Origin of the sequence: Sphaerisporangium sp. TRM90804 (assembly GCF_029846175.1) — a bacterium.
Taxonomy (GTDB): Bacteria; Actinomycetota; Actinomycetes; order Streptosporangiales; family Streptosporangiaceae; genus Sphaerisporangium.
The window spans coordinates 45,561-69,778 of record NZ_JARWAC010000010.1 but is presented as its reverse complement, the minus strand read 5'-3'; the positions used below and the strand labels follow the sequence as shown (position 1 = coordinate 69,778).

Here is a 24,218-nt window from a genome sequence, read left to right as displayed (position 1 = left end):
CGTCAGATCGTCCGGGTCATGTAGTAGCTGTGCGGGTCGAGGTCGTAGCCTTCGAACGGGCCGCAGGCTTCGAAGCCGAACTTCTCGTACAGCTTCCTGGCCTGCTCGAAGTGCTCGGTCGCGCCGGTCTCCAGGCTGAGCCGTTCGATGCCCATCGCCTTGGCCTCCGCCAGCATGTGGGTGAGGAGCAGGCTCGCGATGCCGTCGCGCCGGCGCTCGTAGGCGGTGCGCATGGACTTTATCTCGGCGTGCGTGCCGTCGATGCGCTTGATCGCGCCGCAGGCGACGAGCTGGTCGCCGTCGTACACCGACCAGAACGTGACCTCCGGGACCCGGAGCCGGTCGAGGTCGAGTGCGTACACACTCTCGGAGGGGGTGATGGCGTGCATCTCCCGCAGGTGGTCCTCCAGGAACGCGGCGATCTCAGGGCCGCGGAGATCGTCGAGCACGATCTTCATGTACTTGCCTCCAATAGGGCGCACGCGAAGAAGCCCGGCGCGGAGGCCTGCGCGAGGTAGAGAGCTCCTGGCTCCAGGCCGGTCTTGTGGTTGTAGTCCATGAGATTGATCAGCCAGTCGGCGTTGCCGCAATGACCGTACCGGGTCATCGGCTCCTGGAAGTGGAGCTTCCCGCGGGCCTGTCCGGCGGCCATCCCGTTGAAGGTCGCGATGGGTGCGAACAGGCTCGAAGTGAAGATCTTCACGACGTCCTCCGGCGTGCGTCCGGCCTGGCCGTACGCCTGGCCGAGCGCGGCCCGCGCCACCGACTGCCGGGTCGCGAACGTGTCCTCGCCGACCATGCCGGAGAAGTCGGCGGCGACACCGGTCCCCGCGAGCGTGAGGCCGGCGTGGTCACGGCTGATGAGGCAGCCGGCCACGGCGTCACCGAAGACAGCGAAGGACTTCACCCGGTCGCGGTCGTCCGGTGTGAAGTCCAGCGCCACCAGTACGACGTTGCGCGCGTCCGCGCCGGCCAGGCCCCAGGCGTACCGCAGGGCCTCGATGGAGCTGCAGCACTGCTGGAGCGACACGATCGCGGGAACGCACGCGGTGAGCCCGGCGGCGCGAATGACGTCGACGGCGACGTCCCTGCCGAGCAGGCCGAGCACGCCGTCGGAGGTCGCGAGCACGAGCCGGTCCACCTCGGCCGCGCCGACGCCGTGCTCGCTCAGCACCTTCGCCACGCAGTCCACGATGTACGGGGTGACCGGCCCGGTCATCTTCCGGTACGTGCCTGTCCCCATCGCGGCGAACGCGGTGTCCGGCGACACCGCGCGCCACAGGTCCTCGAACCCGGGGATGTCCTCAGGACGGCCTTCGGCGTGACCGGTGACGCAGGCGAAGGACCCGATGGCCGCCACTCAGACCTCGACCGGCGCGCCGGCGTCGATCTCCTCGATCACCGACAGGATGCCTTCGACCTCGTCGAGCATCGGCACCCACTCGGGACGCAGCGCGATCTTCCCATCGGCCTTCTCCTCGATGTAGTTGTTGACGAGGATGAGGATGTTGAGCGAGCTGATGCCGAGTTCGGCGCGTGAGGTGCTCTGCGCGACCTCGTCGTAGGTGAGGTCCGGCGCCATCGGCTGGGTGCCGAGGAAGTCGACGAAGTTCCTCAGCCGGTCGTCGATCTCAGGCATTGGCCACCCGCCTGAACTCGTAGCCGTTGAGGTTCTTGGTGTAGATCCGGTTGTAGCCGTACCTGTCCTCGCCGGAGACCAGGACGCAGCCGTGGTAGTCGAGGCTGATCTCGTCGCCGAACTCGACCAGCTTGTCCACGTGCTCGTACACCTTGGTCTGCGGGATCACGTACCTGGAGGCGTAGCCGAGGCGGGTCTGGTCGCTGATGTTCGGCAGGGACCCGTGGACGCATTTCTCGACGAACAGGACGAACTGGCCGGGTTCCATCTCCATGTCGACGACGTCGTCCTTCTCCGGGTCCCAGCTCGGGTCGAGCTGGAGCTCGGAGTAGTCGTAGCCGAAGAAGTCGGTCTTGCGCTCCGGGTTCTTGTGGAGCCGCTTGTTCTCGTCGTAGAACCAGCGCTTCTGGCTGCCGCGGATGAAACGCATGCAGCCGTTCTCGCGTCTGGCCGGGGAGAAGGCGGTCCAGACGCTGACGTCCTGGAGGACCGTGTCGTCGTCGCGGCTGTAGGCGAAGTTCAGTGAGGGCGTGGCGGCGGTCGTGGTCTCGCCGACGATGTACTTCTCGACCTGGTGCCAGCCGGTGCCGGCGTCACCCGGCTGCTTCTGGAAGATGTTGGACTTCCAGCAGATGATGTCCTCGCCGAGGAGTGAGCGCAGCTTGTTCACGATCTCGGGCCGCGAGATGTGCTCGGAGAGCGTGTCGCAGTCCAGGTGCCGGTCATAGTTGATGATCGTCGAGTTGTGCGGCTTGTTCTTCGACAGCGCCATCTCGATCATGGCCTTGCTCCAGATCCTCTGAGCCTCGCCGGGCTCGTACAGATCGAAGGGGCCAACGTAGCCGTTGTCCTTGAAGAACTGGACCTGCTCGGCGCTGAGGCCATCGGTCAACGATGTCATCTGCCCGTACCCTTCTTGTCGAGGAGCCGTTGTGCGTTTTTCCACATGAACAGGTCGCGGTCGGCCTGGGTCATCTCAGCCGGGAAGGCTCCTTCGGCTGTGAGTCGTTCCACGAAGTTGGTCTGCTTGCCCTGCAACCGGAAGATCGGCCAGTCGGTTCCGAACAGCACCTTGTGGTTGATGTTGCGGCGGAAGAACCGGTTGAGCCCGGCCACCCCGTCGGGGGCCTCGTAACCGCTGGCGTCGATGTAGACGTTCGGCCGGTTGTTGCAGAGCATCGCGCACTCGTCGGGGTAGTGGACGCTGCCGTGCGCGAGCACGAAGTCCACGCCGGGGAAGTCCCGCGCGGGCCGGTCCACGTAGATCGGCAGCGCGATCTCGAAGTCGAGGGCCGGGGAGGTCGCGCCGATGTGCGAAAGCACCGGCAGCCGGTGCTGCGCGCAGATCTCGTAGAACGGGTAGAGCGCCTTGTCGTCGAGGCGGTAGCCGCACGGCGGGTAGAGCTTCATCCCGTCGAAGCCGTACTCGACGACGGCCCGTTCGAACAGCGCGATCCCGTCGGCCCCCCACCGCGGGTCGACGCCCACCAGGACGCGGAAGCGGCCGGGGTGCCGGTCGGTCACCACCTTGTGGTGGTCGACGATCTCCTCGATGGTGTGCGTGCCGTCCTTCAGCGCGTAGGTGAAGTCCGGCATCAGCAGCACGGCCTCGTCGATCCCCGCCTCGTCCATCTCCTTGACGAGCTGGTCGCACAGCGGATCCTGGAGGGTCGCGTCGTGCATGCGGCGCAGGTGTTCCTTGCGCGCCGGCAGGCCGCGCGCGTGCATGGCCACGGCCATGTTGTCGATGACCCCGTCGCGGAACGACGGCGGGAAGCACATCTCGGCCGCGACGTGGCAGTGGAAGTCAATGATCTTCATGAGCCCGCCTTCAGGCAGATGCCGACGATGTCGCGCACGTACTCGGCCTCGCTGAACTCCATGATGTGGCTCATGGTGTCGATGCCGGTCTGCTCCTCAAGGACGAACACGATGCTCATGAGACCGATCGAGTCGACGCCGAGGTCGTTCCTGAGGCTCATGTGCGGCGCGACGTCCTTGCCTGGCAGGACGCCGGCGATGATCTGGCAGAGCTCGTCCTCGGTCACCTGTCCTCACTCGTCCAGACGGTGCGCCTGACCGCGCCACGGTCGATCTTGAAGTTCCTGGTCAGCAGACCGCTCTCCACGGTGAGCTCCTCCGCCGGGCGGACGAGAGTCGTCGCGATGCGGTGCGACGGCTCGTGGTCCGCGTTCATCCGGGTGATGTGCGCCTCGACCTCGGCCGCCTTGCCCGGGTCGTCCAGCCAGACGACGCAGGCGAGCAGCGCGGCGCCGTCCGGCAGGGCCACCATGGCGCGGACGCCGGGAAAGGCGCGTTCGACGCCGGCCTCAAGCTCGGCCGGGTTGATCTTCACACCGCTCCGGGTGATGATCACGTTGTTCTTGCGGCCGGTGAGCCGCAGGAAGCCGTCCTCAAGGACCCCGAGGTCGCCGGTGACGATCCTGCCGTCGGGGAGGAAGACGGCGTCCTGCGTCTCGACGCCTTCGTACACGTACCCGGCGACCTGCGGCCGTTCGGCGCGCACGACGACCTCGCCGCCGTCACCGAGCTCGACGGTGACGCCGTCCACGGGCCGTCCCGCCGTGCCGGCCCTGGCCGCACCCGGCACGTTCATGGCGATCCAGCCGATCTCGGTGCTGCCGTAGATCTCGTACAGCGGCGCGCCGAGCTCCTGGAACAGGGTCACCATGGCCGGCGGCACCGGCGCGGACCCGGTGTACATGAGCCGCACCCGCGACCCGTACATCGACAGCCATCCGCGGCCCTTGTCCATGCGCTCGGCCGGGTCGGCGGCCATGACACGGTTGTGGAGCACTTCGAAGAAGGACGGCGGGCCGAGGATGATCGTGGGTTCCACGACCTTGAGCGTCTGGAACATGATCTCCGGCGGGACGACGGTGGCCGCGCAGCCCGTCCAGATCGCGAGGTAGGTGAGGTAGCGCTGCTGGAAGTTCGAGTACGGCATCACGATCAAGATGTCGTCGTCCGTCGTGATCCGCCACCGGCGGGCCGACAGCTCGACGGTGTTGGCGATGCCGTCGTCGGTGAGCATCAGGCCCTTCTGCGTCCCGGCGGTCCCCGAGGAGAACGCGATCGTGCGCACTCCAGGCGGCAGCGCCGGGACGTCGTCGTGCCGCGCCGGGCCGAGCTTGACCGGCCGTTCGGACAGGACCGCGGTGGCCGCCGGCAGGCCGGCCTCGCCGGGGAGCGGCCGGGTCATCAGCAGCGCGGCCAGTCGGTAGCGCTCGACGAACGCGCCGATCTCCGCCGGTTCGTGACGGTTCTCCGCGGGGATGGCGACGGGGACGCAGCCGAGCGCGAGCAGCGCGAGGTCGGCGAGGATCCACTCGTAGGAGTTCGGGCCGAGCACACCGACGAGGTCACCCGGGCCGAGGCCGCTGTCGCGCAGCTCGCACATGAGCCGGACGGCGTCGTCGTGGAGCTCGCCGTACGTCTTGACCAGCGTGGTCCTGTCGCGCGCCACGAACCGCATCCGCTGCGCGGGATGCTCGGCGAGCTTGTCCACCAAGGAGTCAACGAACATGGATGTGTTCCTGGACGTACTCGACGGACCGCATGGGCCCGAGGCGTAACTCCTCGACCAGTGGCTTCAGCGGGCCGAGCTCCGCCGGGCCGTACGTGGCGTGGAAGGTGAGCGCGGGGCCGGGGCCGGGGAGCAGCAGGACCTCGGCGAGGCAGCGGGCCAGTGACCGCAGCCCGGCGATCACCACGTCCGGCTCGACGACGAGAACGGGGCCGTCGAGCGCGAGCGCGCCGACCTGCGCCAGGTAGGACAGCTGGAGGAACATGCCGTCGCTGTCGGGGAACGTTCCGAGGCCGCGGTCCACGTAGCGCAGGCATTCGGCCAGGTAGTACGCGATGACGTCGGCCTTGTCCAGCCCGAGCGGCTCGGCCCACACCTCGGCGAGGACCAGGACGCCGAACACGTCGGCGGCCGTCTCCTGGAGCACCCCGACGGCCCATTTGTCGGCGGTCCGCAGCGGGCCGAAGTCGGTTGCCGGCCGGTGCACGAAGTGGCCGAACTCGTGGCTGAGCACACCGAGCGTCGGAATGCCGGCGAACCGCTCGTCCGCCGGATCGAAGCCGTTCCCCCCGCGCACGTACCGCGCGGAGAGCGGCCCGGACACCGTGTCGAGGGTGGCACGGTGGGTGTTGCGGAAGTAGTAGGTCTTCATGTACGGCGACCGGCCGACGCCTTCGTCCTCCGGCAGGAAGTACGCGATGTGCTTGGGGTGCAGGTTCCCCTCACCGGCCATGAAGAACAACCGGGTCGCGGCGAACGCCGGCAGGTCGCCGAGCCGGAGGTCGACCATGAGCGTGCGCAGGAACGGCTCGACCTTGTCGCGCTCGGCGAGCGCGGCGTCCACGAACCGCTGTCCCGTCTCGTCGCGCCGGCAGGCGAACGCCGTCGGCAGCCCGCCGGGGTCCTTGCCCGACCAGGTGCCGAGGTGATTGGCGACGAGCGTCACGTCCTCACGCAGCTCCGCGAGCTCGCACAACGCCTCGGTCGTGTAGCCGTGCTCGACGGCGTCGGCGCGCAGCGCGAGCGCGCGCCGGTCGGCGTCGTCCGGCAGGTGCTTGGCGATGTCACGCATGGCGGAGGCGACCAGCGCCGGAGCGTGGAACCGCCGCGTGTCCTCCGCCGCCGTCTCCTTGACGTGCTGCCAGTCGGCGTCGACGACCGTCTTCAGCGCGGCCAGCCCGGTGAGGAGACCTCCGCCGAGGTCCGGCGTCTCGGCCGCGAGGTCGAGGCACGCCAGCCGGTAGGCCGCGGACGGCGGCCAGAAGGCGCCGCGCCAGTGGCGGTACGTCCCGGCGGCGGCCTTGTTGCGTACGTAGTCGAACCTCACGCGTTCTCCCTCGAGTCGGCGGTAACCAGGGCCGCGCCTTTTTCGCCGATCATCATGCTCGCGGCGTTCGTGTTGCCCGAGACCATGGCCGGCATCACCGACGCGTCGATCACGCGCAGCCCGGACAGGCCGTGGACGCGCAGCCGGTGGTCGACGACGGACATCGGGCCCACACCCATCCGGCACGTCCCCACCGGGTGGTAGGACGTGTCGCCGTTCTCCCGCGCGTAGGCGACCAGTTCGTCGTCGGTCTGGACGTCCTTCCCCGGGATCAGCTCGAACGCGCGGAACGCGTCGAGCGCCGGATCCCCGACGACGCGGCGCGCGATGCGCATCCCGGCGACCAGCCGCGCGCGGTCGGCCTCGTCGGCGAGGAAACGCGGCCGGATCGCCGGAGGGGCCGTCGCGTCGGCGGACCTGATGTGGATGGACCCGGCGGACTCCGGCCGCAGCGGATAGACGCCGACGGTCATACCGGGAGCGGTGTCGAGCCGCCGGGTCGCTCCCGCGCCGTAGCTGGCCGGAGCGAAGTGGAACTGGATGTCGGGCCGCGGCTCGGCGTCGGACGAGCGGACGAAGCCGTGGCCGAGCGCGATGGGAAGGCTGAGCAGGCCGCGGCGGCGCGTCAGGTACGTCGCGACCTCGCGGGCCAGGCGCAGGCCGCGCGAGCGCTCGTTGAACGTGATGGGACGGGTGACCCGCCAGCGCAGCCGGGACGCGTAGTGGTCGCGGAAGTGCTCGCCCACCCCTGGCAGGTGGTGCACGACCGGCACGCCGGCAGCGGCGAGCACGTCGGCGGAGCCGACCCCCGACAGTTCGAGCAGTTGCGGCGACTGGACGGTCCCGGCGCTGACGATCACCTCGCGGCCGCAGTCGGCCTGCCGGCTGCGGCCCCGGTGGCGGTAGGTGACGCCGACGCAGCGTTTGCCTTCGAACCTGAGGCGGGTGACGTGCGCGTCGGTGAGCACGGTCAGGTTGGGCCGGCGCAGCGCACGGCGGAGATACGTCCCGGCGACCGACGAGCGGCGGCCGCCGTCGTGGTTGACCTGGTAGTAGCCGAATCCTTCCTGGTCACCCGAGTTGTAGTCGGGGTTCTCCGGGTATCCGGCTTTCTGCGCGGCCAGCAGGAACGCGTCGCACAGCTCGTCGCGCTCACGCGGCAGTCCGACGCTGATCAGCCCTTCGCCGCCCCGGCTCGGCCCGCCGATCCCCGTACGCTCCAGGCTCTTGAAGTACGGCAGGACGCCGGCCCACGACCAGCCGGGGTTGCCGAGGCGTTCCCACTCGTCGTAGTCCTCGCGCTGACCGCGGACGAAGATCATGCCGTTGATCTGGTTGGACCCCCCGAGCAGGCGTCCGCGTGGAATGCTCACGCTCCGGCCGCCGATCGTCGGATCGGCGTCGGTCTCGAAGCACCAGTCGTACCTGGGGTTTCCCATGAGGATGGTCTCCGCGGCCGGGATCGACAGCAACGGGCTGCGCCGCCGCGACCCCGACTCCAGCAGGAGCACCCGGGTGCCGGGGTTCTCCGACAACCGCGACGCCAGCACGCACCCCGCCGCGCCGGCCCCCACGATGATGTAGTCGGCCCGCATCTAACGGGCCGCCGCGAGAGTCGTCCGGTGCATCAGGCGCCGGTGGTTGACGTCGTCGTAGTAGGTGGCCATGTGCATGGCGCTGCGGTTGTCCCACAGGACGATGTCGCCGACCTGCCATCGGTGCCGGTAGGTGAAACGCGGCATCGTGGCGAACTCCTGCAGGAACGTGATGAGCGGCCGGCTCTCGTCCTCGTCCATCCCCTGGATGCGCCACGGCACGTTGCCGCCGACGTACAGGGCCTTGCGTCCGCTCACGTCGTGCACCTTGACGATGGGGTGCGCGACGTCCACCCACTCCTCGCGTTCCCTGGCGGTGGGAGGCGGCCGGTCGGGGTAGTTGTAGGGCCGGGACTGAACGCGGCTGATGACGACCTTGAGGTCGGCGATCCGGTCCTTGACCCTGACCGGGAGCGCGTCGTAGGCGGCGTACATGTTGCCGTACCACGTGTCCCCGCCGACCGGCGGGATCTCGCGCGCGTACAGCATCGATCCCGTCGGCGGGTCGGTCAGGTAGGCGCCGTCGCTGTGCCACACGCGGCCGCTGTACGCCGAGCCGATCGGCTTGCCGTCGCGGGTCAGATTCGACAGGACGAGTATCTCGGGGTGGTCGTCGGCATTGAACTGGGACCGTGTGTAGGTGAGCGCCTCACCGAATCTGCGGGTGAACTCCACCTGCTGCGCCGGGGTCATCTTCTGGCCCCTGATCAGCAGAATGGTGGTGTCGATCCAGGCCCGATAGATGCGCTCGAAGTCGTGATCTGAAATACGACCTGTGACATCGATTCCGCGGACTTCAGTGCCAATGGTTTCCGTAATGGGAATCAACTCGGGCATAGCTGAACCTCGCATAGAACCCGTAGCGGCGACGGCCGGAGCATACGACACCGTCACAGCGGCACGCAAGATAGCAAGAAGCTTTCACCGCCCGGTATCGGTCCCACTGCCGGCCGCGATAAGTGGCGCACCGAAATCCACTTACCGGCACTGACTAGGTGGTTAACATGTTACGAACTCCTCACTCCCGCACGAGCGACGCATACTGCGATTCCGGCCGGTCCGGTAATTGACACAACCCTTTGCCGGCCACCGGCCGCGTGTTACGCTCTTGCCGCGTGTTCGATGGCTGGAAAACTCAAAGGCGAGATATCCATCCCACTGGCATGGTTTAGACACCGGTTAGACCAGGGAGGGACAGGGTGCCGCGATCCAAACAGGAGCTCGCTCGCATTCGCGACTATTATTGCCTGCCACGCTCCGTCGGCTCCGCTCATCAGAGCATCTACGACATCTGGGAGAACGGCGACGCCTTCAACGACTCCGTCACCCCGTCGACCTACGTCCCCGAGTACCGATCGCACATCACTCTCAAGATCCGCATGCTGACCGCGCCCGAGGCGACGGTGCTGTCGCTCGGCTGCGGCAACGGCTTCGTCGAGGCCGACCTGGTCGCGCACGGCCGCGACACGCGCGCCATCGACTGCAACGCCGAAGCCGTCGAGCTGACCAGGAAGAAGGGGGTCGACGCGCGCACCGTCGACTTCTTCGAGCTGCGTCCGGAGGACGCGGCGGACGTGTCGGCCGTCTACGCCGACGGCCTGCTCGGCCATCTCTTCGACGCCTCCGAGGAACTGGCCCCCGCGCTCGGCAAACTCCGCGACCTGGCCCTGCGGCCGGGGACCTACCTGATCCTGTCCAACGACGCTCCACGCGACGGCAAGGCCGACTTCGCGCGGCACGAGCACGTGGACGGGTTCTGGTTCATCGCGAGGGACTATCTGCACAAGAGCCTGGCGTCTTTCGGGTTCGAGCCGGAAGAGAGCTACTACTTTCCTTACCAGCGGCCGGTGAGCGGCATGCGCAACCGCACGATATGCGTCGCGCTCGTACCAGGATGATCGGATCCCGCCTTGCCGATGTCGGCTGAATTCGCGGAGCGACTGCTGCCGCGGCTCCCCGAGATCGTCGCGAATCACGGCACACCGTTCCACATTTACGACGCGCGCGGAATCGTTTCCACACACCAGGCGCTGGCCCGCGCGTTCGGTGAAATCCCCTACCGGCAGTATTTCGCGGTGAAGGCCCTACCCAACCCGGCCGTCCTCGCGTTGCTGCGCGCCGCGGGCAGCGGTTTCGACTGTTCCTCTCCGGTGGAACTGCGTCTCGCGGAGGCGGTCGGCGCGCGGAGCGGCGACGTCGTTTTCACCTCCAACAACACCGCACTGTCCGAATACAGGACGGCACGCGACGCCGGCGCGCTGATAACGTTCGACGACAGGTCGTTCGCGGAGAAAGTCGACGAGCTTCCCGAGGTCGTCGCCTTTCGCGTCTCCCCCACCGGTCTCGCCGCCGGTTCCCCGCTCATGGGTGACGCGGCGCACAGCAAGTTCGGCGTCCCCGCCGGCGAGCTCGCCGCCGCGTACGCGGACGCGGCGGCCCGAGGCACGCGGCGGTTCGGCATCCACGGCATGACGTGCGCCAACGAGCTCGACACCGGCCGCGCCGCGCAGGCCGCCGCCGACGTCGTCCGGCTCGGCGCGCGTGTCGCCGAGGAGGCCGGGATCGAGCTGGAGTACGTGAACGTCGGCGGCGGTCTCGGCATCCCTTACCGCCTGGACGACAAACCCATCGACATCACCGCCTACGCGGACGAGATCCTCGCGGCGCGGGAGAGGTTCTTCGGCGTCGACGGGCCGCGCGTCATCACCGAGATCGGCCGGTACGTGACCGGCCCGCACGGCGTCCTCGTCACACGCGTCATCAACCGCTGCCGCAAAGGCCACGAGATCGCCGGCGTGGACGCGTCGATGTCGTCGCTGATGCGGCCCGCCATGTACGGCGCGTACCACCACGTCTCCCTCCCCTACGCCCAGGGACGCCCCGTCGGCAGGTTCGACGTCGTCGGCCCGCTCTGCGAGAACATGGACAAGTTCGCCGTCGACCGCGAGCTGCCGGAGCCACGCGACGGCGACATCGCGCTCATCCACGACACCGGAGCCCACGGCCACGCCATGGGCTTCACCTACAACGGCCGCCTGCGACCCGCCGAGCTGATGCTCACCGACGCCGGCGACGTGGTGGAGATCCGGCGTGCCGAGACCTACGAGGACTACATGGCGACCGTCCGCTGGGAGTTTGATCTTGGATAGAAGCATGGTCGAGACCGCCTTCGAGCGCCGGGAGTCGTTGTCCGAGGACGACCTCGCGGCCCTCGCACCCCACGTCACCGCCGGCCTTGAGGCCCTCGACCGCGGAGAGCTGCGCGCGGCGCGGCCGGAGGGGCCGGAGTGGGTGGTCGACACCTTCGTGAAGAAGGTCATCCTGCTGTCGTTCCTGACCCGCCGGAACGAGGTCGGCGCCGGCGGCCCGCGGCAGCCGAAGAGCTTCGACAAGATCGCGCTCAAGTTCGAGGACTGGGACGACGCCGCCTTCCGCGAGGCGCGCCTGCGTGTGGTCCCCGGCGGCGTCGTCCGCCACGGCGCGTACGTGGCGCCTGGGGCCGTGCTGATGCCGTGCTTCGTCAACGTCGGCGCCTACGTCGGCCCCGGCACGATGATCGACACCTGGGCCACCGTCGGCTCCTGCGCGCAGATCGGTGCGCGCTGCCACATCTCCGGCGGGGCCGGCATCGGCGGCGTCCTGGAACCGCTCGGTGAGCAGCCGGTGATCGTCGAGGACGACGTCTTCGTCGGCGCGCGCTCGGAGATCGCCGAAGGAGTGGTCGTGAGGCGTGGCGCCGTGCTCGGCATGGGCGTCTTCCTCGGTAGGTCCACCCCCATCGTCGACCGCGCCACAGGAAAGGTCACCTACGGCGAGGTCCCCGAGAACGCCGTCGTCGTCCCGGGCTCCCGTGTCGACGCGAACAATCCCGACATCTCGATCTCCGCGGCGATCGTCGTCAAGTACGCCGACGAGCGCACCCGCGGCAAGACGGCCCTGAACGACCTCGTACGCGACTGACCCGCCGATGCCATCGACGCGACCGACGTCGGCACCGAGCGCGTTCGACCGGCTGCGCGCGCTGCTGGCGGGAATCCCCGCACCCCCCGGCGTCTCCACGATCCCCCTCCATCTCGGCGAGGCCCGCCTCGTCACGCCGCCGGTGGACGGCCGTCTCCTCGGCGAGGTGGACGGCTGGACGCGCTACCCGCCGCTCGGCGGCACACCTGAACTCCGCGCCGCCTACACGGGCTGGCTGGAACGCCGCTTCGGCCCCCACCTGCGCGCCGCCGTGGACGAAGGATCGCTCGCCATCGAGCCGACCCCCGGCACGAAGCAAGCCGTCACGTCCGCCATCACCCTCGCCGTCCACGCGCGCGCTCCGGCGGTCGTCCTGCCGAACCCCTTCTACCCCACGTACCACGCGGCGGTGGCGGCCGCGGGAGGCCGTGCGATCCTCTACGGCCACGCGCCGGAGGTCCCCGCCGCCGTGGCCGCTCACCGGGGTGTCGCCGCGGTCGTCGTCTGCTCGCCGGGAAACCCCCGCGGTGAGACGCACACCCCTGCCACGGTGCGCGCCGTCGGCGCGGCGGCGCGCGCGGCCGGCGCGCTGCTCGTCGTCGACGAGTGCTACATCGACCTCGTCCACGCCGCGTCCGCGCACGACGGGTTCCTGACGTCCGGCACGGCCGGTGAGACGGGACGCTTCCTGGTCCTGCACACCCTGTCCAAACGGTCCGGGATGCCGGGCCTGCGATCCGGTTTCGTGATCGGTGACCCAGCGAGCGTGGCGGCGTACGCGAACCACAACCGCATCTGCGGCGTCTCCCAGGCGGCGCCGGTGTGCGCGGTGGCGACACGCCTGTGGGCCGACGACGCGCACGTCGCGCACCTGCGGTCCGCGGTGAGCGCCAACTGGGACACCGCGGACGAACTGCTCGGCGATCTGCCCGGTTACCAGCGGGCCGAGGCGGGATTCTTCCTCTGGTTCCCCGTACCCGACGACGAGGAGGCCGCGCGCCGGCTGTGGCGCGAAGAGGCCGTGACGGTGATGCCGGGCCGCTACCTCGGCACGGCCACCGACCGCGGCACCAACCCCGGCGCGGGCCACCTGCGCATCGCGCTCGTCCACCCGCGGGACCGCACCCGCGAGGCGCTCACCCGCGCACACCGGATTCTCATGAAGCTGTGACCACCAACGACCACAGGGGAGCTGACCAGATGAGCGGCGGTCTCATCGGATGGATCGACTTCGAACGCGACCTGACGGAGCAGGCGGACATCGTGCACGCCATGACGGACACGATGCGCGACCGCGGCCCCGACGCAGGCGCGGTCCACATCACCCGGCACGCGGCGCTCGGCCACCGCAAGCTCACCACCCCCGGCACCACCGAAGGCCCTCAGCCGGCGCTGTTCCCCGCGCACAGCGGCCCCTCCTCGGACGAAGGGCCCGTCGCGCTCGTGTACGACGGCGCGATCTACAACCTGGCCGCCGTCCGCCGGTCCCTGAACCTGTCCCCCGCCGCCACCGACACCGACGTGCTGCTGCGGGCCTACCTGACGCACGGCGCGGACTTCGTCACCCGCCTCGTCGGCGCGTTCGCGATCGCCGTCTGGGACGCACGCGACCGGCGACTGCTGCTGGCACGGGACCACATGGGCCTGAAGCCGCTGTACTACCACCCCTACCCCGGCGGGATCCTGTTCGCCTCCCTCCCCAGGGGGATCATGGCGAACCCCCTCTTCACCCCGCGCCTCGACCGCTCCCTGATGACGATCGTGCTCCAGCCGCGCCTCACACTCGCCGGTGAGACACCGCTCGCCGGCGTACACGAGGTGAGACCCGCGCACGTCATCACCTGCACCCCCGACCACGGCCCGGTCTCGCGCGCCTACTGGCGCCTGACGAGCGAACCGCACCCCCACACCCCCGCCGATACCGCCGAACACGTGAGGGAACTTCTCCACGAAGCCGTGGCGAGCCAGCTCCCCGCCTCCGGCCCCTGCGCCGCGATGCTGTCCGGCGGCGTCGACTCGACCTCGGTCGCCGCACTGGCGGCCCAATCCCTGCCGTACCCCCTGGACACGTACTGCGTCGACTTCGACAGCGACAAGGCCCACTTCGCACCGACCGAACTACGACCCGACGTGGACAGCCCGTACGCCGCCGCCGCAGCCGAACACATGGGAAGCAGGCACACGACTCTCACCGCGACGATGCAGGACCTGCTCGACGTGATCCCCGCGACCCGCCGCGCACGTGACCTCCCCGGCTGGGGCCAGTTCGACGCGTCGATGTACCTGCTGTTCCAGCGAATGCGCCAGGACACCACAGTGGCCATGTCCGGTGAGGCCGCCGACGAGTTCTTCGGTGGATACCCCTACCTCTTCAAACCCGACCTGATCCGCCGCGACACCTTCCCCTGGCTCGGCGACGGCCCCAAGCTCGCCGACTACCTGACCCCGGACCTCACCCAGGACGGCGACGAGAAGGCCCGCTACGCACAACTCCTCAGCGAAGTGCCAAGCCTGCCAGGCGAGCAGGGCCTGGACGCACGCATGCGCGAAGTCCTGTACCTGGGAATGGCCGGCCCACTGGCCGTGGTCCTGGACCGCAAGGAACGCATGAGCGCCACACAAGGCCTCCACGTACGCCTGCCGTTCTGCGACCACCGCCTGGTCCAGTACGTATGGAATGTCCCCTGGTCCATGAAATGCGCCAACGGCCTGAAAAGTCTCCTCAAGGAGGCGATGGCGGACATCCTCCCCCCCACCACACTGAACCGCCAGAAGAGCGCCTACCCCCACGTCCAGAACCCGTCCCACGAAAAAGCCCTGGTACACGAGGTGACGCGCATAGCGAACGCAGGCGACTCCCCCCTGCACGGAATGTTCGACACCCCCCGCCTCAACGAGCTCCTACGCCAGATCGACACCAACCGACTGAACGCACAACTCCCCGGCGGCGCCAGCGCCGCACAACTCCTCGTCCAACTCGTCGAACTCGACGCCTGGATGCGCGACTACCGAGTGACCCTGTCCTGAGCTGGGGGGGAGCAGTGGACCGGGCCTACCGCGGAAACCGGCCGTTGTGAGGGGGTCGATGTTGTTCATGGGGTGTTTTCGGGTGCCGGTTCCGGGGTCTGGGTGGGGAACCTTCGGCGCCAGGCGAGGGAGACGTAGACGAGGGCGATCAGGACGGGGACCTCGATGAGCGGGCCGACGACGCCGGAGAGGGCCTGGCCGGAGGTGACGCCGAAGGTGGCGATGGCTACGGCGATGGCCAGCTCGAAGTTGTTGCCCGCCGCGGTGAACGCCAGGGTCGTGGTGCGGTCGTAGGGCATGCCCAGGGCCTTGCCGAGGGCGAAGGCGCCGAACCACATGATCGCGAAGTACGCCAGCAGCGGCAGGGCGATGCGGGCCACGTCGGCGGGCTGGGAGGTGATGGCGTTTCCCTGCAGGGCGAAGAGGATCACGATGGTGAACAGCAGCCCGTACAGCGCCCATGGGCCGATCTTCGGCAGCACGGTGGCCTCGTAGCGCTCGCGCCCGAGCCTCCGTTCGCCCAGGCGGCGGGTGAGGAACCCGGCCAGCAGCGGGATGCCGAGGAAGATGACGACGTTCACCGCGATCGCGAACCCCGAGACGTCGAGGTGCTCACCGTCTCCGAGGCCGAGCCATCCCGGCAGCAGGTCGAGGTAGAACCAGGCGAGCAGGCCGAACGCCAGGACCTGGAACACGGAGTTCAGCGCCACCAGCACGGCGGCGGCCTCGCGGTCACCGCGGGCCAGGTCGTTCCAGATGATCACCATGGCGATGCATCGCGCGAGCCCCACGATGATCAGTCCGGTGCGGTACTCCGGCAGGTCCGGGAGGAAGGTCCACGCCAGGGCGAACATCACGGCCGGACCGACCAGCCAGTTGGCGACCAGTGACGAGACCATCAGCCTCTTGTCGCCGGTCACGGCGTCGAGCCGGTCGTAGCGGACCTTGGCCAGCACCGGATACATCATGACCAGCAGGCCGATCGCGATCGGCAGGGAGATGCCGCCGACCTCCACCTTGGACAGGACATCGTTCAAACCGGGGATGAGGCGGCCGAGCCCGAGCCCCAGGGCCATGGCGACGATGATCCACACGGCCAGGAAGCGATCGAGGGTGGAGAGTTCTCCCACGATGTCGGTCGTCTTGCCCGTCGGCCCGCCGGTCACTTCTCGTGAGGTCATGGGCAGGCTCTCTTGACGTCGGCGGTTGCGCGGGCGATCTCGGCCAGTTCGGCGAGCCGGCCGCTCAGGGAGGCGATGACCTCAGGTCTGAGGCGGTAGTAGGTGAAACGCCCACACGGCTCGGTCTCCACGACGCCGGCCTCGCGCAGCACCCGCAGGTGGTTGGACAGGTTGGTCTGCCGCGCCCCGGTCTCCTCGATCAGATGCGTGGTGCACAGGGTCTCCCGGGCGAGCAGGGACACGATCCGCAGCCTGAGCGGATCGGCGAGCGCCTTCATCAATACATCAGTGTTCGCTGACATCAGCACATACTGATACTCCCACATCGGCCGGAAGATGACGCGCGGCGGTGACGGGTGATCCGCGGGCCGTCACCCGTCCACGGGTGCCCGCCGCGCCAGGCAGTGGGCCCTGAGCTTTCGGGCGAGACTGCGGGCGTCGCGGCCTACCCCGCGCAGGGTGTTGGAGGAGGGGGTGCGCTGCCATTCGAGCCCGAGGTAGGCCAGGCCGGGGTGGGTGGTGGACAGGCCGCCCGCGTGACGCGGGTGTCCGCCCGCGTCCAACGCACCGAGTTTCTCCAGGTAGCGCAGGTCGGGCCGATAGCCGGTGGCGAAGATGACCACGTCGGCGTGCTCGCGGGCTCCGTCCTGCCAGATCACCTGGTCGTGCTCGAAACGGGTGAACATCGGCCGGCGGTCCATCCGGCGCTCGCGCAGCGCTCGCCGGTAGGCGCCCGCGTCCAGCACGGGGACCGCGGGCGGATCGCGGACCAGCCGGGCGGGGAACCGGTCGAAGCCGGTGACGGCGAGCCAGAAGTGGAGGTCCCTGCCGAGTGGACGCTGCGCGACGAACCGGATCGGCTCGCGCGTCGCCAGGGTCACCGTGGCGACCTCGGCCAACTCGTGGGCGATCTGAACGGCCGAGTTGCCGGCGCCGACGACGATGATCCGCTCGCCGGCGTAGGAGGTGGGGGCGGTGTAGTCGGCGGCGTGCAGGATCTTCCCGGGGAAGTCTTCCCGGCCGGGGAGCTCGGGCAGGTGGGGGCTGGCGAAGGAGCCGCTCGCCGCGATAACGCCGGGGGCCGTGAACGTCGTCCCGTCTGCCGCGTGGACGGCGAAACCGCGCCCGCCGGTCTGGACGGCGTCGACGCGGGTGCTCGTGCGGATGTCGGCACCGCGCTGGAGCAGGTCGGTGGCGTAGCGCGACAGATAGTCGACCACCTCGTCGCGGCGCGGGTGGCGGTCGGGGTCACCCGGAAAGGGCATGCCGGGCAGGGAGCTGTAGCGGGCCGGGGAGAACAGGGTGAGGCTGTCGTAGTAGTGCGGCCAGGAGCCGGTGGCCCGAGGGGCGGCTCCGAGCAGTACGGGTGACAGGCCGGCGTCCAGCAGTGCCCTGGTGGCGGCCAGGCCGGACTGGCCGCCACCGATGACGATGGTGTCCATGACGCTCGATCGTATCGTCATATACAGAAATGACAATATGATGGGGGCGGGGTGATGCTATGACCATGACGTCGAGCCCGGTGGAACTGAGCGAACAGGCACGCGGCCTGCTCAAGGCGCTGGCCAGCGACACCCGCCAGCAGATCCTCACGCTCTTCGCCGGAGGCGCCGAACTGACGGTGAACGAGGTGGCCGAGCGCATGTCGCTGGCACAGTCGGCCACGTCGACCCATCTGGCGACACTTCGCGACGGAGGGGTGCTGACCTCTCGCCGCGACTGGAAGACCGTCTACTACCGCGCGGACGCGGGACGCATCGGCCGGGCACTCGCCGACCTGCAGCTGAGCCTTTGGGCGTGTTGTCCCGCGGAGGGCTGCGCGCCTCCCGGCCGCGACTGACCCACGTCCGGCATCCGCTCACCTCTCCAGCGATTCGCCCTAATTTGAAGCATGTCTAATTTGACATCGCTCTAATCTTCGAGGCACACTGGGCTTGCTTAGACAGTATTCGAAACAGGCCCTGACGCGCGCGTCCCGCTCCATCCGCTTCACCTCGACGTCGCGCCGCCGGTTTCGACGACTGATGCGCAGTGGACCATCCTGATCAGCACGAACGCGGAGAGGCGACCATGAGTGACGGATGCTGCGGCCCGACGGCCCTGGAGATCGAGCCCTTTCCCGCACAGGCGACCGCGCGCGAGCTGCCCACCGTGGTGATCGGAGCGGGGCCGGTCGGCCTGGCCGCCGCCGCCCACCTCGCCGAACGCGGCCTGGACTTCCTGGTCCTGGAGGCGGGGCGCGAGATCGGCGCCTCTGTCGCCCAGTGGGGGCACGTCCGGGTCTTCAGTCCCTGGAAGTACAACATCGACGCCGCCGCCCGTCGCCTACTCGACGCCGGCGGCTGGGCCGCTCCCGACCCCGACTGGCTGCCGACCGGAACCGAGCTGATCGAGGGCTATCTCAAGCCTCTCGCCGAGCACCCCGCGATCGCCCGCGGGCTCCGGCTGGGTACGAGGGTCACCGCGATCAGCCGCCTCGGTTATGACCGGGTTCGCACGAAGGGGCGGGACGAGGCCCCGTTCCTCATCCGCCTGGACAACGGCGACGAACTGTCGGCCAAGGCGGTCATCGACGCCTCCGGCACCTACGCCACGCCCAACGTCCTGGGAGCGAGCGGTCTCCCCGCCCACGGCGAGGGGGAAGCGGCCCAGCTCATCGACCATGCCCTGCCCGACGTCCTGGGCGCCGACCGTCCGGTGTACGAGGGCAAGCGGGTGCTGGTCGTCGGTGCGGGCCACTCGGCCGCCACCAGCCTGCTCGCCCTCGCCCGGCTTGAGGACACGCCGATCACCTGGGCCATCCGGGCCGGCTCCGCCGCTCGGGCTTACGGTGGGGGCGACGCCGACGCGCTGCCCGCCCGCGGGGCGCTCGGCACGCGCCTGCACGCCCTGGTGGAGTCGGGACGGATCACCCTGGCCACCGGCTTCTACACCCACAGCGTCGCCAAGACCTCCGACGGCCTGGTGGTGGTCAGCCGTGACCCCTCCGGCGCCCAGCGGTCGGTCACCGTCGACCGCGTCGTGTCGGCCACCGGGTTCCGCCCCGACCACTCCATGGCGGGCGAGCTGCGGCTGGACCTGGACCCGATCCTCGGCTCCACCCGCGCGCTGGCGCCGCTGATCGACCCCAACCAGCATTCGTGCGGCACCGTTCCCGCCCATGGCGTGGACGAGTTGTCCCACCCCGAGCCCGGCTACTACGCGGTCGGCGTCAAGAGCTACGGCCGCGCCCCGACCTTCCTCATGGCCACCGGCTACGAGCAGGTCCGCTCGGTGGTGGCGGCGCTGGCGGGGGACTGGGAGGCCGCCCGGGACGTCCAACTGGAGTTGCCAGAGACGGGGGTCTGCTCCTCCAACCTGGCCGAGACCCAGGAGAGGCGGGTCGGCCTGGCCACCGGCGTCAGCGGCGGCCTGCTCGCCACTCCCCTCGCCCTGGTCACCGCCGAGAGCGACGGCGGCTGCTGCGGCTGAACCCCCGCCGGGGAAGGATGTCGTCATGCCGCGGGAAGACCGTCAGCCGGCCGCGCCTCGGCCGGCCTCGCCGGTGCCGCCCGCACCGCTCGCGAGACCGTCGCCGAGGTGACGCGGCGGCCGTGAGACACGGCCCTCCGCACGACGGTGCCCGACGCCGCCACCGGGGGGACCGGGTTGCCCAAAGGTTAGATGGATGTCAAAATAGAGGCATGTCGAACATAGGGTTGGCCGTGGCCGCGGACGGCACGTCGTCCGCGCAAGGCTGCTGCGCCCCGCTCGAAGCCCTGCCGTTGGATCCCGCGCACGCCACCGACATGGCCAAGATGTTCAAGGCCTTGGGCGACCCGGTCCGTCTGCGGCTCCTGTCGATCATCGCCGCGCATCCCGACGGCGAGGTGTGCGTGTGCGACCTCACGACCCTGTTCGACGTCGCGGCCCCCACGATCTCCTACCACCTGAAGCTGCTGCGCGAGACCGGCCTGGTCGAACACGACCGTCGCGGCACCTGGGTGTACTACCGGCCGGTGCGGGAACGGCTGCGCCAGCTCTCCGCGCTTCTCGCGGCCCCCGACATGGCCGAGGCCGCACGCTGACCGTGGGCGGTGAATGCGCCCGCCCCTCCTCACGGCGAGAAGCCGTCGTGCGATCTCCTGAGGACGAGCCGACCGGCACGGTGAGAACGTGCGACAGGTGCAGATGAGCGAAGGTGACCGGATGGGTCTCGCCGTGGTTGATGCCAATCGCGCTTGGGAAGATGCCGGCGGGACTCGCTCGCACTGGAAACGATCTCGCGAGCGCAGCCGCCGAGCGTCACACCGGCGCCAGTTCGGCGATGAGCCTCTCGATGCGGATGCGGATCTCGTCGCGGATCGGGCGCACGGCCTCGATCCCCTGCCCGGCCGGGTCGTCCAACTGCCAGTCCTCGTATCGCTTGCCGGGGAAGACGGGGCAGGTGTCGCCGCATCCCATGGTGATCACCACATCAGAGGCCCGGACGGCTTCCTGAGTGAGGACCTTGGGCTGCTCGCCGGTGATGTCGACGCCCACCTCACGCATCGCCTCGACGGCGACCGGGTTGATTCGATCGGCGGGCACCGATCCGGCGGAGCGCACCTCGACGTGGTCGCCCGCCAGGTGCTTGAGCCAGCCGGCGGCCATCTGAGAACGTCCCGCGTTGTGCACGCAGACGAACAGGACACTGAGCTTGTCGGTCATCGGTGCTCACACCGTCCTTCCTTGATACGGGATACGACCGCTCGCCACCGGGCCGGAGGGCGGCCTCAATCCTGCGCGGCGGCAACCCGATCCACGATCGCACCGACCCACCCAGCGCGCCACACAGCCCGCCCCCAACCACACCGGCGACAACCGTGCAACGCTCATTGACTCAACATATATTGACCTATTATCCCAAGGTCAATCCCTGCACCCCTACGACGGCCACCTCTGCGGGACGGTCGTCAGCCAGGGCAGAAAGCCGCATCAGCGATTCATATGCGGCCGGCCTCCTTCGTCTCCGGTGTCATCCCGAGCGGGAAGGGCGCGAAAGTCCGGCAGGCTTTCCAGGTAGGTGTCTCTGGCGAGTCGGGCCAGGACCACGTCGAGCACCTGGGTCCCTCCCGGAAGAGTCTCGACGCCGTCCCACCAGCGGATCGCGCTGATCTCATCGTTCGGGACGAAGCCGCCGATCCCGGTATCCGGCGTGTCCGTGAGAAAGGCGACGTAGATCGCCGCGTACTCCTCCCGCCGCTCGGCTCCCAGCATGAAGCGCGCGTATCCGGCGAAGAACAGGTTTTCGATCTGAAGACCCGTCTCTTCGCGCAGCTCTCGCACGGCAGCCTGCCGTGGCGTTTCTCCGGGATCGATCCTGCCGCCCGGCAGTTCCCAGCTCTGACGGAACCGGTCGAAGACCAGAAGCATTCGATCGTCGTGCCACAGGGCGGTCAGTGCCGCGGGCAGCGGTGCGTCGTCGAAGCGGGTGTGCTCGGCGACCCGATGGAAGGTTGTCAGCGTGTCGCCCGCCTCGTCGACGGCAAGGGGTTCCTCCACCGCTTCTCCTTCGCTCAGGCCGCGTCCGGACGGCTGCTCGGCAATTCCTGGTTAGCCTCCAGCAGGATCGCAGGCGGCTCGGCCCTGCGGCCGGGGTCAGCTTCGGTGCGCCCGCCGGGATGTGCCGAGTACTCCCTTGGTGACGGCCACTCGCCGTCCTCGCGCAGTGGGGTGGGGACCTTCTTCGGCGAGGTCCGCATCGGCTGAGGGATGCGGGATCGCCCCGCCGTCCGATTGGTACGACTCATTTGAACGGTTCATTGGGGATGGTCGGCGTGCACGCACGCCCTGGCGGGCATCGCGGCTGGTGGGCTGGGGAAGGCGGCTAACCGTGGCCGGGAGCTCGGTGTGCGCGTGGGGGAATAGGCAGGCTTAAATCTTGACGAGCATCGGGACTCCGACCGTAATGAAACGAGGCCCCGGGGGACGCGCTCCTTCCGGGACCTCTGCGGTCGAAGCACATGGGCGGGGTGAGGAGGCGCTTGGCGGCCCTCCGCATCGTGGCCGTGTCGAACCACGGCCTCGCTCCACCATGCGTCCCCTCGTGGTGTCACCGGTGAGGCCCGCCATCTTGGGAGAAGCACGTGACCGATCGAACGAGCTACGTGGACGAGGCGGGCTCTCGGTCCCACGCGGCCGTCCCCGCCGGCGCCATGACGGCGCGGGAGACCGCCTTCGCCGGTCCGCCGATCGCGGTCACGATGCCGCCGAGCCGCATGATCCGGCTGACCCCGGAGCCGGATCCGCACAGCCGGCCGTCGTCGTCCCCCTCCCCGTTCGACGACGGCCCCCAACTCAGAAGGGCGTCACCCGCCTGAGGAGGAAGGCATGACACCGGGTGGGCCCGCACCGCGCCGCCGACCAGAAGTGGACCCGAGCCCGACGACCTCCGGCCATGTGACGACGCGGCTTCGCCGGGGTGCCCGCCACCCCGGCGAAGCCCGGCACGGTGCACGCCGTGCCGACGGCGATCCGGCGGCACAGACCTGCCCCGCGACAGGGCGCCGTCCCGGGCCGACCGGAAACGAAAGGCGAACGAGTGAAACAGATGATCCGAGCGGTGCTGGCGGCCGTCGTCCTGTGCCTGGCCTCCGCCGGAGTCCTCGCCGGGTTACCGTCGGCGTCCGCCGCGGCCCTGACCCGGGTGACCAATTTCGGTAACAACCCGACGAACCTCAACATGTACGTCTATGTGCCGGACAGGGTCGCGGCCCAGCCCGCCCTGCTGGTGCTGGTGCACTACTGCGGGGGATCCGCCGGCGCGATCTTCAACGGCAACGGGCACGACTACGTGACGGCGGCCGACCGGTACGGGTACGTCATCGTGGTTCCGGAGGCCACCCGCAGCGAGAAGTGCTTCGACGTGTCCACCCCCGCCGCGCTGCGGCGCGACGGCGGCGGCGACTCCACCGGCATCATGGCCATGGTCGCCTGGGCACGCCAGCACCACGACGTGGATCCGGGACGGATCGTGGTCAGCGGGTTCTCCTCCGGGGCGATGATGACCAACGTGCTGGCCGCCCAGTATCCCGACGTGTTCGCCGCCGGGTCGGCGTTCTCGGGGGTTCCCGCGGGGTGTTTCGCGACCACGAACGGGTCGCTGTGGAACGGCCAGTGCTCGGGCGGGCAAGTGATCAAGACGGCGCAGCAGTGGGGTGACCTGGCCCGGTCGATGAATCCGGGGTACACCGGCCGTCAGCCTCGGATGCAGCTGTGGCACGGCAACACGGACACGACGCTGCACTACAACAACTTCGGTGAAGAGATCAAGCAGTGGACGAACCTGCACGGGCTGAGCCAGACCCCGGCGTTCACCGATCAGCCGCAGTCGAACTGGACCCGGACCCGGTACGGCGCCACCTCGGCCCAGGCCACGGTGGAGGGGATCAGCATCAGCGGTGTCGGCCACCAGTTGCCGATGAGCGGCCAGCTCGCCTATGCCATCTCCTTCCTCGGCCTCGACGGCGGCGGCTCCTCCTCGCCGTCCCCCACCCCGACGACCAGCCCGACGCCCTCGCCGTCGCCGTCGGGGAGTTCGAGTGCTCTGCGGGGTGTGGGGTCGGGCCGATGCCTGGACGTCAACGGCGCCTCACAGGCCAACGGCGCGCAGACGCAGATCTGGGACTGCAACGGGCGGGCCAACCAGCGGTGGACCTCCACCAGCGCGGGTGAGCTGCGGGTCTACGGCAACAAGTGCCTGGACGTCAACGGCGCCGGCACCGCCGACGGCACCGCGGTGATCATCTGGGACTGCAACGGCCGGAACAACCAGAAATGGCGCCTGAACACCGACGGCACCGTCACCGCGCTCGGGGCCGGCAAGTGCCTGGACGTCTCCGGGCTCGGCACCGCCAACGGCACCAAGGTGCACATCTGGACCTGCACCGGCGCCTCCAACCAGAAGTGGACCCGAGCCTGA

25 protein-coding genes are annotated in these 24,218 nt (G+C 69.2%); 10 read left to right on the top strand and 15 right to left on the bottom strand.

Annotated features, from left to right (window positions below; genetic code table 11):
• Positions 1-2: 2 nt before the first annotated feature.
• The 10 genes from PYR91_RS13210 to PYR91_RS13165 are packed head-to-tail and all read right to left on the bottom strand — an operon-like array spanning position 3 to position 8,945.
• The gene (locus PYR91_RS13210) at positions 3-458 is read right to left on the bottom strand and encodes a GNAT family N-acetyltransferase (protein WP_279779990.1); all 456 of its coding nucleotides are present in this window, start codon (positions 456-458) and stop codon (positions 3-5) included.
• Entirely contained in the window at positions 455-1,360 is a 906-nt protein-coding gene (locus PYR91_RS13205; protein WP_279779989.1) for a hypothetical protein, read from the bottom strand. The genes PYR91_RS13210 and PYR91_RS13205 overlap by 4 nt, the downstream gene beginning before the upstream one ends.
• Positions 1,361-1,639, bottom strand: coding sequence for a hypothetical protein (locus tag PYR91_RS13200; RefSeq protein WP_279779988.1), 279 nt, complete (start codon positions 1,637-1,639; stop codon positions 1,361-1,363).
• Positions 1,632-2,540 carry a chlorinating enzyme gene (locus PYR91_RS13195; RefSeq protein ID WP_279779987.1) on the bottom strand — a complete coding sequence of 303 codons (909 nt, stop codon included), beginning with the start codon at positions 2,538-2,540 and terminating at the stop codon, positions 1,632-1,634. The genes PYR91_RS13200 and PYR91_RS13195 overlap by 8 nt, the downstream gene beginning before the upstream one ends.
• The gene (locus PYR91_RS13190) at positions 2,537-3,460 is read right to left on the bottom strand and encodes an amidohydrolase family protein (protein WP_279779986.1); all 924 of its coding nucleotides are present in this window, start codon (positions 3,458-3,460) and stop codon (positions 2,537-2,539) included. Before PYR91_RS13190 ends, PYR91_RS13195 begins: the two co-directional genes overlap by 4 nt.
• Positions 3,457-3,687: an acyl carrier protein gene (locus tag PYR91_RS13185; protein ID WP_279779985.1), complete on the bottom strand. Its 231-nt coding sequence runs from the start codon at positions 3,685-3,687 to the stop codon at positions 3,457-3,459. Before PYR91_RS13185 ends, PYR91_RS13190 begins: the two co-directional genes overlap by 4 nt.
• Positions 3,684-5,186 carry an AMP-binding protein gene (locus PYR91_RS13180; RefSeq protein WP_279779983.1) on the bottom strand — a complete coding sequence of 501 codons (1,503 nt, stop codon included), beginning with the start codon at positions 5,184-5,186 and terminating at the stop codon, positions 3,684-3,686. Before PYR91_RS13180 ends, PYR91_RS13185 begins: the two co-directional genes overlap by 4 nt.
• Entirely contained in the window at positions 5,176-6,513 is a 1,338-nt protein-coding gene (locus tag PYR91_RS13175) for a hypothetical protein (RefSeq protein WP_279779982.1), read from the bottom strand. The genes PYR91_RS13180 and PYR91_RS13175 overlap by 11 nt, the downstream gene beginning before the upstream one ends.
• Positions 6,510-8,108 (bottom strand): GMC family oxidoreductase N-terminal domain-containing protein, encoded by a 1,599-nt coding sequence (locus PYR91_RS13170; RefSeq protein WP_279779981.1) that lies wholly within the window; start codon positions 8,106-8,108, stop codon positions 6,510-6,512. Before PYR91_RS13170 ends, PYR91_RS13175 begins: the two co-directional genes overlap by 4 nt.
• A complete protein-coding gene (locus tag PYR91_RS13165) occupies positions 8,109-8,945 on the bottom strand; it encodes a TauD/TfdA family dioxygenase (RefSeq protein WP_279779980.1) in 837 nt (278 codons plus the stop codon).
• Positions 8,946-9,307: 362 nt separating this feature from the next.
• On the opposite strand from PYR91_RS13165, the gene PYR91_RS13160 reads away from it, so the two are divergent.
• The 5 genes from PYR91_RS13160 to asnB are packed head-to-tail and all read left to right on the top strand — an operon-like array spanning position 9,308 to position 15,095.
• On the top strand, positions 9,308-10,006 hold the full coding sequence (locus PYR91_RS13160; RefSeq protein ID WP_279779979.1) for a class I SAM-dependent methyltransferase: 699 nt from the start codon (positions 9,308-9,310) through the stop codon (positions 10,004-10,006).
• Positions 10,007-10,024: 18 nt separating this feature from the next.
• The gene (locus tag PYR91_RS13155) at positions 10,025-11,257 is read left to right on the top strand and encodes a diaminopimelate decarboxylase (protein ID WP_279779978.1); all 1,233 of its coding nucleotides are present in this window, start codon (positions 10,025-10,027) and stop codon (positions 11,255-11,257) included.
• A 4-nt stretch (positions 11,258-11,261) separates the two neighbouring features.
• Positions 11,262-12,068, top strand: a complete 807-nt coding sequence (locus PYR91_RS13150) for a 2,3,4,5-tetrahydropyridine-2,6-dicarboxylate N-succinyltransferase (protein WP_279779976.1) — start codon at positions 11,262-11,264, stop codon at positions 12,066-12,068.
• A gap of 7 nt (positions 12,069-12,075) precedes the next feature.
• Positions 12,076-13,239, top strand: a complete 1,164-nt coding sequence (locus PYR91_RS13145; protein WP_279779975.1) for an aminotransferase class I/II-fold pyridoxal phosphate-dependent enzyme — start codon at positions 12,076-12,078, stop codon at positions 13,237-13,239.
• Entirely contained in the window at positions 13,236-15,095 is a 1,860-nt protein-coding gene (gene asnB / locus PYR91_RS13140; protein ID WP_279779974.1) for an asparagine synthase (glutamine-hydrolyzing), read from the top strand. The genes PYR91_RS13145 and asnB overlap by 4 nt, the downstream gene beginning before the upstream one ends.
• Positions 15,096-15,160: 65 nt before the next feature.
• On the opposite strand, the gene arsB is transcribed toward asnB, so the two are convergent.
• The 3 genes from arsB to PYR91_RS13125 form a co-directional block, all read right to left on the bottom strand.
• Positions 15,161-16,276 carry an ACR3 family arsenite efflux transporter gene (arsB, locus tag PYR91_RS13135; RefSeq protein ID WP_279779973.1) on the bottom strand — a complete coding sequence of 372 codons (1,116 nt, stop codon included), beginning with the start codon at positions 16,274-16,276 and terminating at the stop codon, positions 15,161-15,163.
• Complete coding sequence (locus PYR91_RS13130) at positions 16,273-16,554, bottom strand: metalloregulator ArsR/SmtB family transcription factor (protein ID WP_279780365.1); 282 nt, start codon at positions 16,552-16,554, stop codon at positions 16,273-16,275. Before PYR91_RS13130 ends, arsB begins: the two co-directional genes overlap by 4 nt.
• A gap of 93 nt (positions 16,555-16,647) precedes the next feature.
• Positions 16,648-17,718 carry an NAD(P)-binding domain-containing protein gene (locus PYR91_RS13125; RefSeq protein WP_279779972.1) on the bottom strand — a complete coding sequence of 357 codons (1,071 nt, stop codon included), beginning with the start codon at positions 17,716-17,718 and terminating at the stop codon, positions 16,648-16,650.
• A 59-nt stretch (positions 17,719-17,777) separates the two neighbouring features.
• On the opposite strand from PYR91_RS13125, the gene PYR91_RS13120 reads away from it, so the two are divergent.
• From PYR91_RS13120 to PYR91_RS13110, 3 genes are all read left to right on the top strand, one after another.
• Positions 17,778-18,116 carry a metalloregulator ArsR/SmtB family transcription factor gene (locus PYR91_RS13120; RefSeq protein ID WP_279779971.1) on the top strand — a complete coding sequence of 113 codons (339 nt, stop codon included), beginning with the start codon at positions 17,778-17,780 and terminating at the stop codon, positions 18,114-18,116.
• 230 nt (positions 18,117-18,346) lie between these two features.
• The gene (locus tag PYR91_RS13115) at positions 18,347-19,747 is read left to right on the top strand and encodes an FAD-dependent oxidoreductase (protein WP_279779970.1); all 1,401 of its coding nucleotides are present in this window, start codon (positions 18,347-18,349) and stop codon (positions 19,745-19,747) included.
• A 212-nt stretch (positions 19,748-19,959) separates the two neighbouring features.
• Complete coding sequence (locus PYR91_RS13110; protein WP_279779969.1) at positions 19,960-20,343, top strand: metalloregulator ArsR/SmtB family transcription factor; 384 nt, start codon at positions 19,960-19,962, stop codon at positions 20,341-20,343.
• 217 nt (positions 20,344-20,560) lie between these two features.
• Here the strand turns inward: PYR91_RS13110 and PYR91_RS13105 are convergent, their stop codons facing one another.
• Positions 20,561-20,965 (bottom strand): arsenate reductase ArsC, encoded by a 405-nt coding sequence (locus tag PYR91_RS13105; RefSeq protein ID WP_279779968.1) that lies wholly within the window; start codon positions 20,963-20,965, stop codon positions 20,561-20,563.
• A gap of 267 nt (positions 20,966-21,232) precedes the next feature.
• Entirely contained in the window at positions 21,233-21,799 is a 567-nt protein-coding gene (locus PYR91_RS13100; protein ID WP_279779967.1) for an NUDIX hydrolase, read from the bottom strand.
• Between the two features lie 584 nt (positions 21,800-22,383).
• On the opposite strand from PYR91_RS13100, the gene PYR91_RS13095 reads away from it, so the two are divergent.
• Complete coding sequence (locus PYR91_RS13095; protein WP_279779966.1) at positions 22,384-22,617, top strand: hypothetical protein; 234 nt, start codon at positions 22,384-22,386, stop codon at positions 22,615-22,617.
• A gap of 230 nt (positions 22,618-22,847) precedes the next feature.
• Entirely contained in the window at positions 22,848-24,218 is a 1,371-nt protein-coding gene (locus PYR91_RS13090) for a PHB depolymerase family esterase (RefSeq protein ID WP_279780364.1), read from the top strand.

Coding starts and splice junctions, on each gene's coding strand:
- PYR91_RS13210 (WP_279779990.1), bottom strand. CDS start 458: ATGAAGATCGTGCTCGACGATCTCCGCGGCCCTGAGATCGCCGCGTTC.
- PYR91_RS13200 (WP_279779988.1), bottom strand. CDS start 1,639: ATGCCTGAGATCGACGACCGGCTGAGGAACTTCGTCGACTTCCTCGGC.
- PYR91_RS13195 (WP_279779987.1), bottom strand. CDS start 2,540: ATGACATCGTTGACCGATGGCCTCAGCGCCGAGCAGGTCCAGTTCTTC.
- PYR91_RS13190 (WP_279779986.1), bottom strand. CDS start 3,460: ATGAAGATCATTGACTTCCACTGCCACGTCGCGGCCGAGATGTGCTTC.
- PYR91_RS13180 (WP_279779983.1), bottom strand. CDS start 5,186: ATGTTCGTTGACTCCTTGGTGGACAAGCTCGCCGAGCATCCCGCGCAG.
- PYR91_RS13170 (WP_279779981.1), bottom strand. CDS start 8,108: ATGCGGGCCGACTACATCATCGTGGGGGCCGGCGCGGCGGGGTGCGTG.
- PYR91_RS13165 (WP_279779980.1), bottom strand. CDS start 8,945: ATGCCCGAGTTGATTCCCATTACGGAAACCATTGGCACTGAAGTCCGC.
- PYR91_RS13155 (WP_279779978.1), top strand. CDS start 10,025: ATGTCGGCTGAATTCGCGGAGCGACTGCTGCCGCGGCTCCCCGAGATC.
- PYR91_RS13150 (WP_279779976.1), top strand. CDS start 11,262: ATGGTCGAGACCGCCTTCGAGCGCCGGGAGTCGTTGTCCGAGGACGAC.
- PYR91_RS13145 (WP_279779975.1), top strand. CDS start 12,076: ATGCCATCGACGCGACCGACGTCGGCACCGAGCGCGTTCGACCGGCTG.
- arsB (WP_279779973.1), bottom strand. CDS start 16,276: ATGACCTCACGAGAAGTGACCGGCGGGCCGACGGGCAAGACGACCGAC.
- PYR91_RS13130 (WP_279780365.1), bottom strand. CDS start 16,554: ATGAAGGCGCTCGCCGATCCGCTCAGGCTGCGGATCGTGTCCCTGCTC.
- PYR91_RS13125 (WP_279779972.1), bottom strand. CDS start 17,718: ATGGACACCATCGTCATCGGTGGCGGCCAGTCCGGCCTGGCCGCCACC.
- PYR91_RS13120 (WP_279779971.1), top strand. CDS start 17,778: ATGACCATGACGTCGAGCCCGGTGGAACTGAGCGAACAGGCACGCGGC.
- PYR91_RS13115 (WP_279779970.1), top strand. CDS start 18,347: ATGAGTGACGGATGCTGCGGCCCGACGGCCCTGGAGATCGAGCCCTTT.
- PYR91_RS13110 (WP_279779969.1), top strand. CDS start 19,960: ATGTCGAACATAGGGTTGGCCGTGGCCGCGGACGGCACGTCGTCCGCG.
- PYR91_RS13105 (WP_279779968.1), bottom strand. CDS start 20,965: ATGACCGACAAGCTCAGTGTCCTGTTCGTCTGCGTGCACAACGCGGGA.
- PYR91_RS13090 (WP_279780364.1), top strand. CDS start 22,848: ATGATCCGAGCGGTGCTGGCGGCCGTCGTCCTGTGCCTGGCCTCCGCC.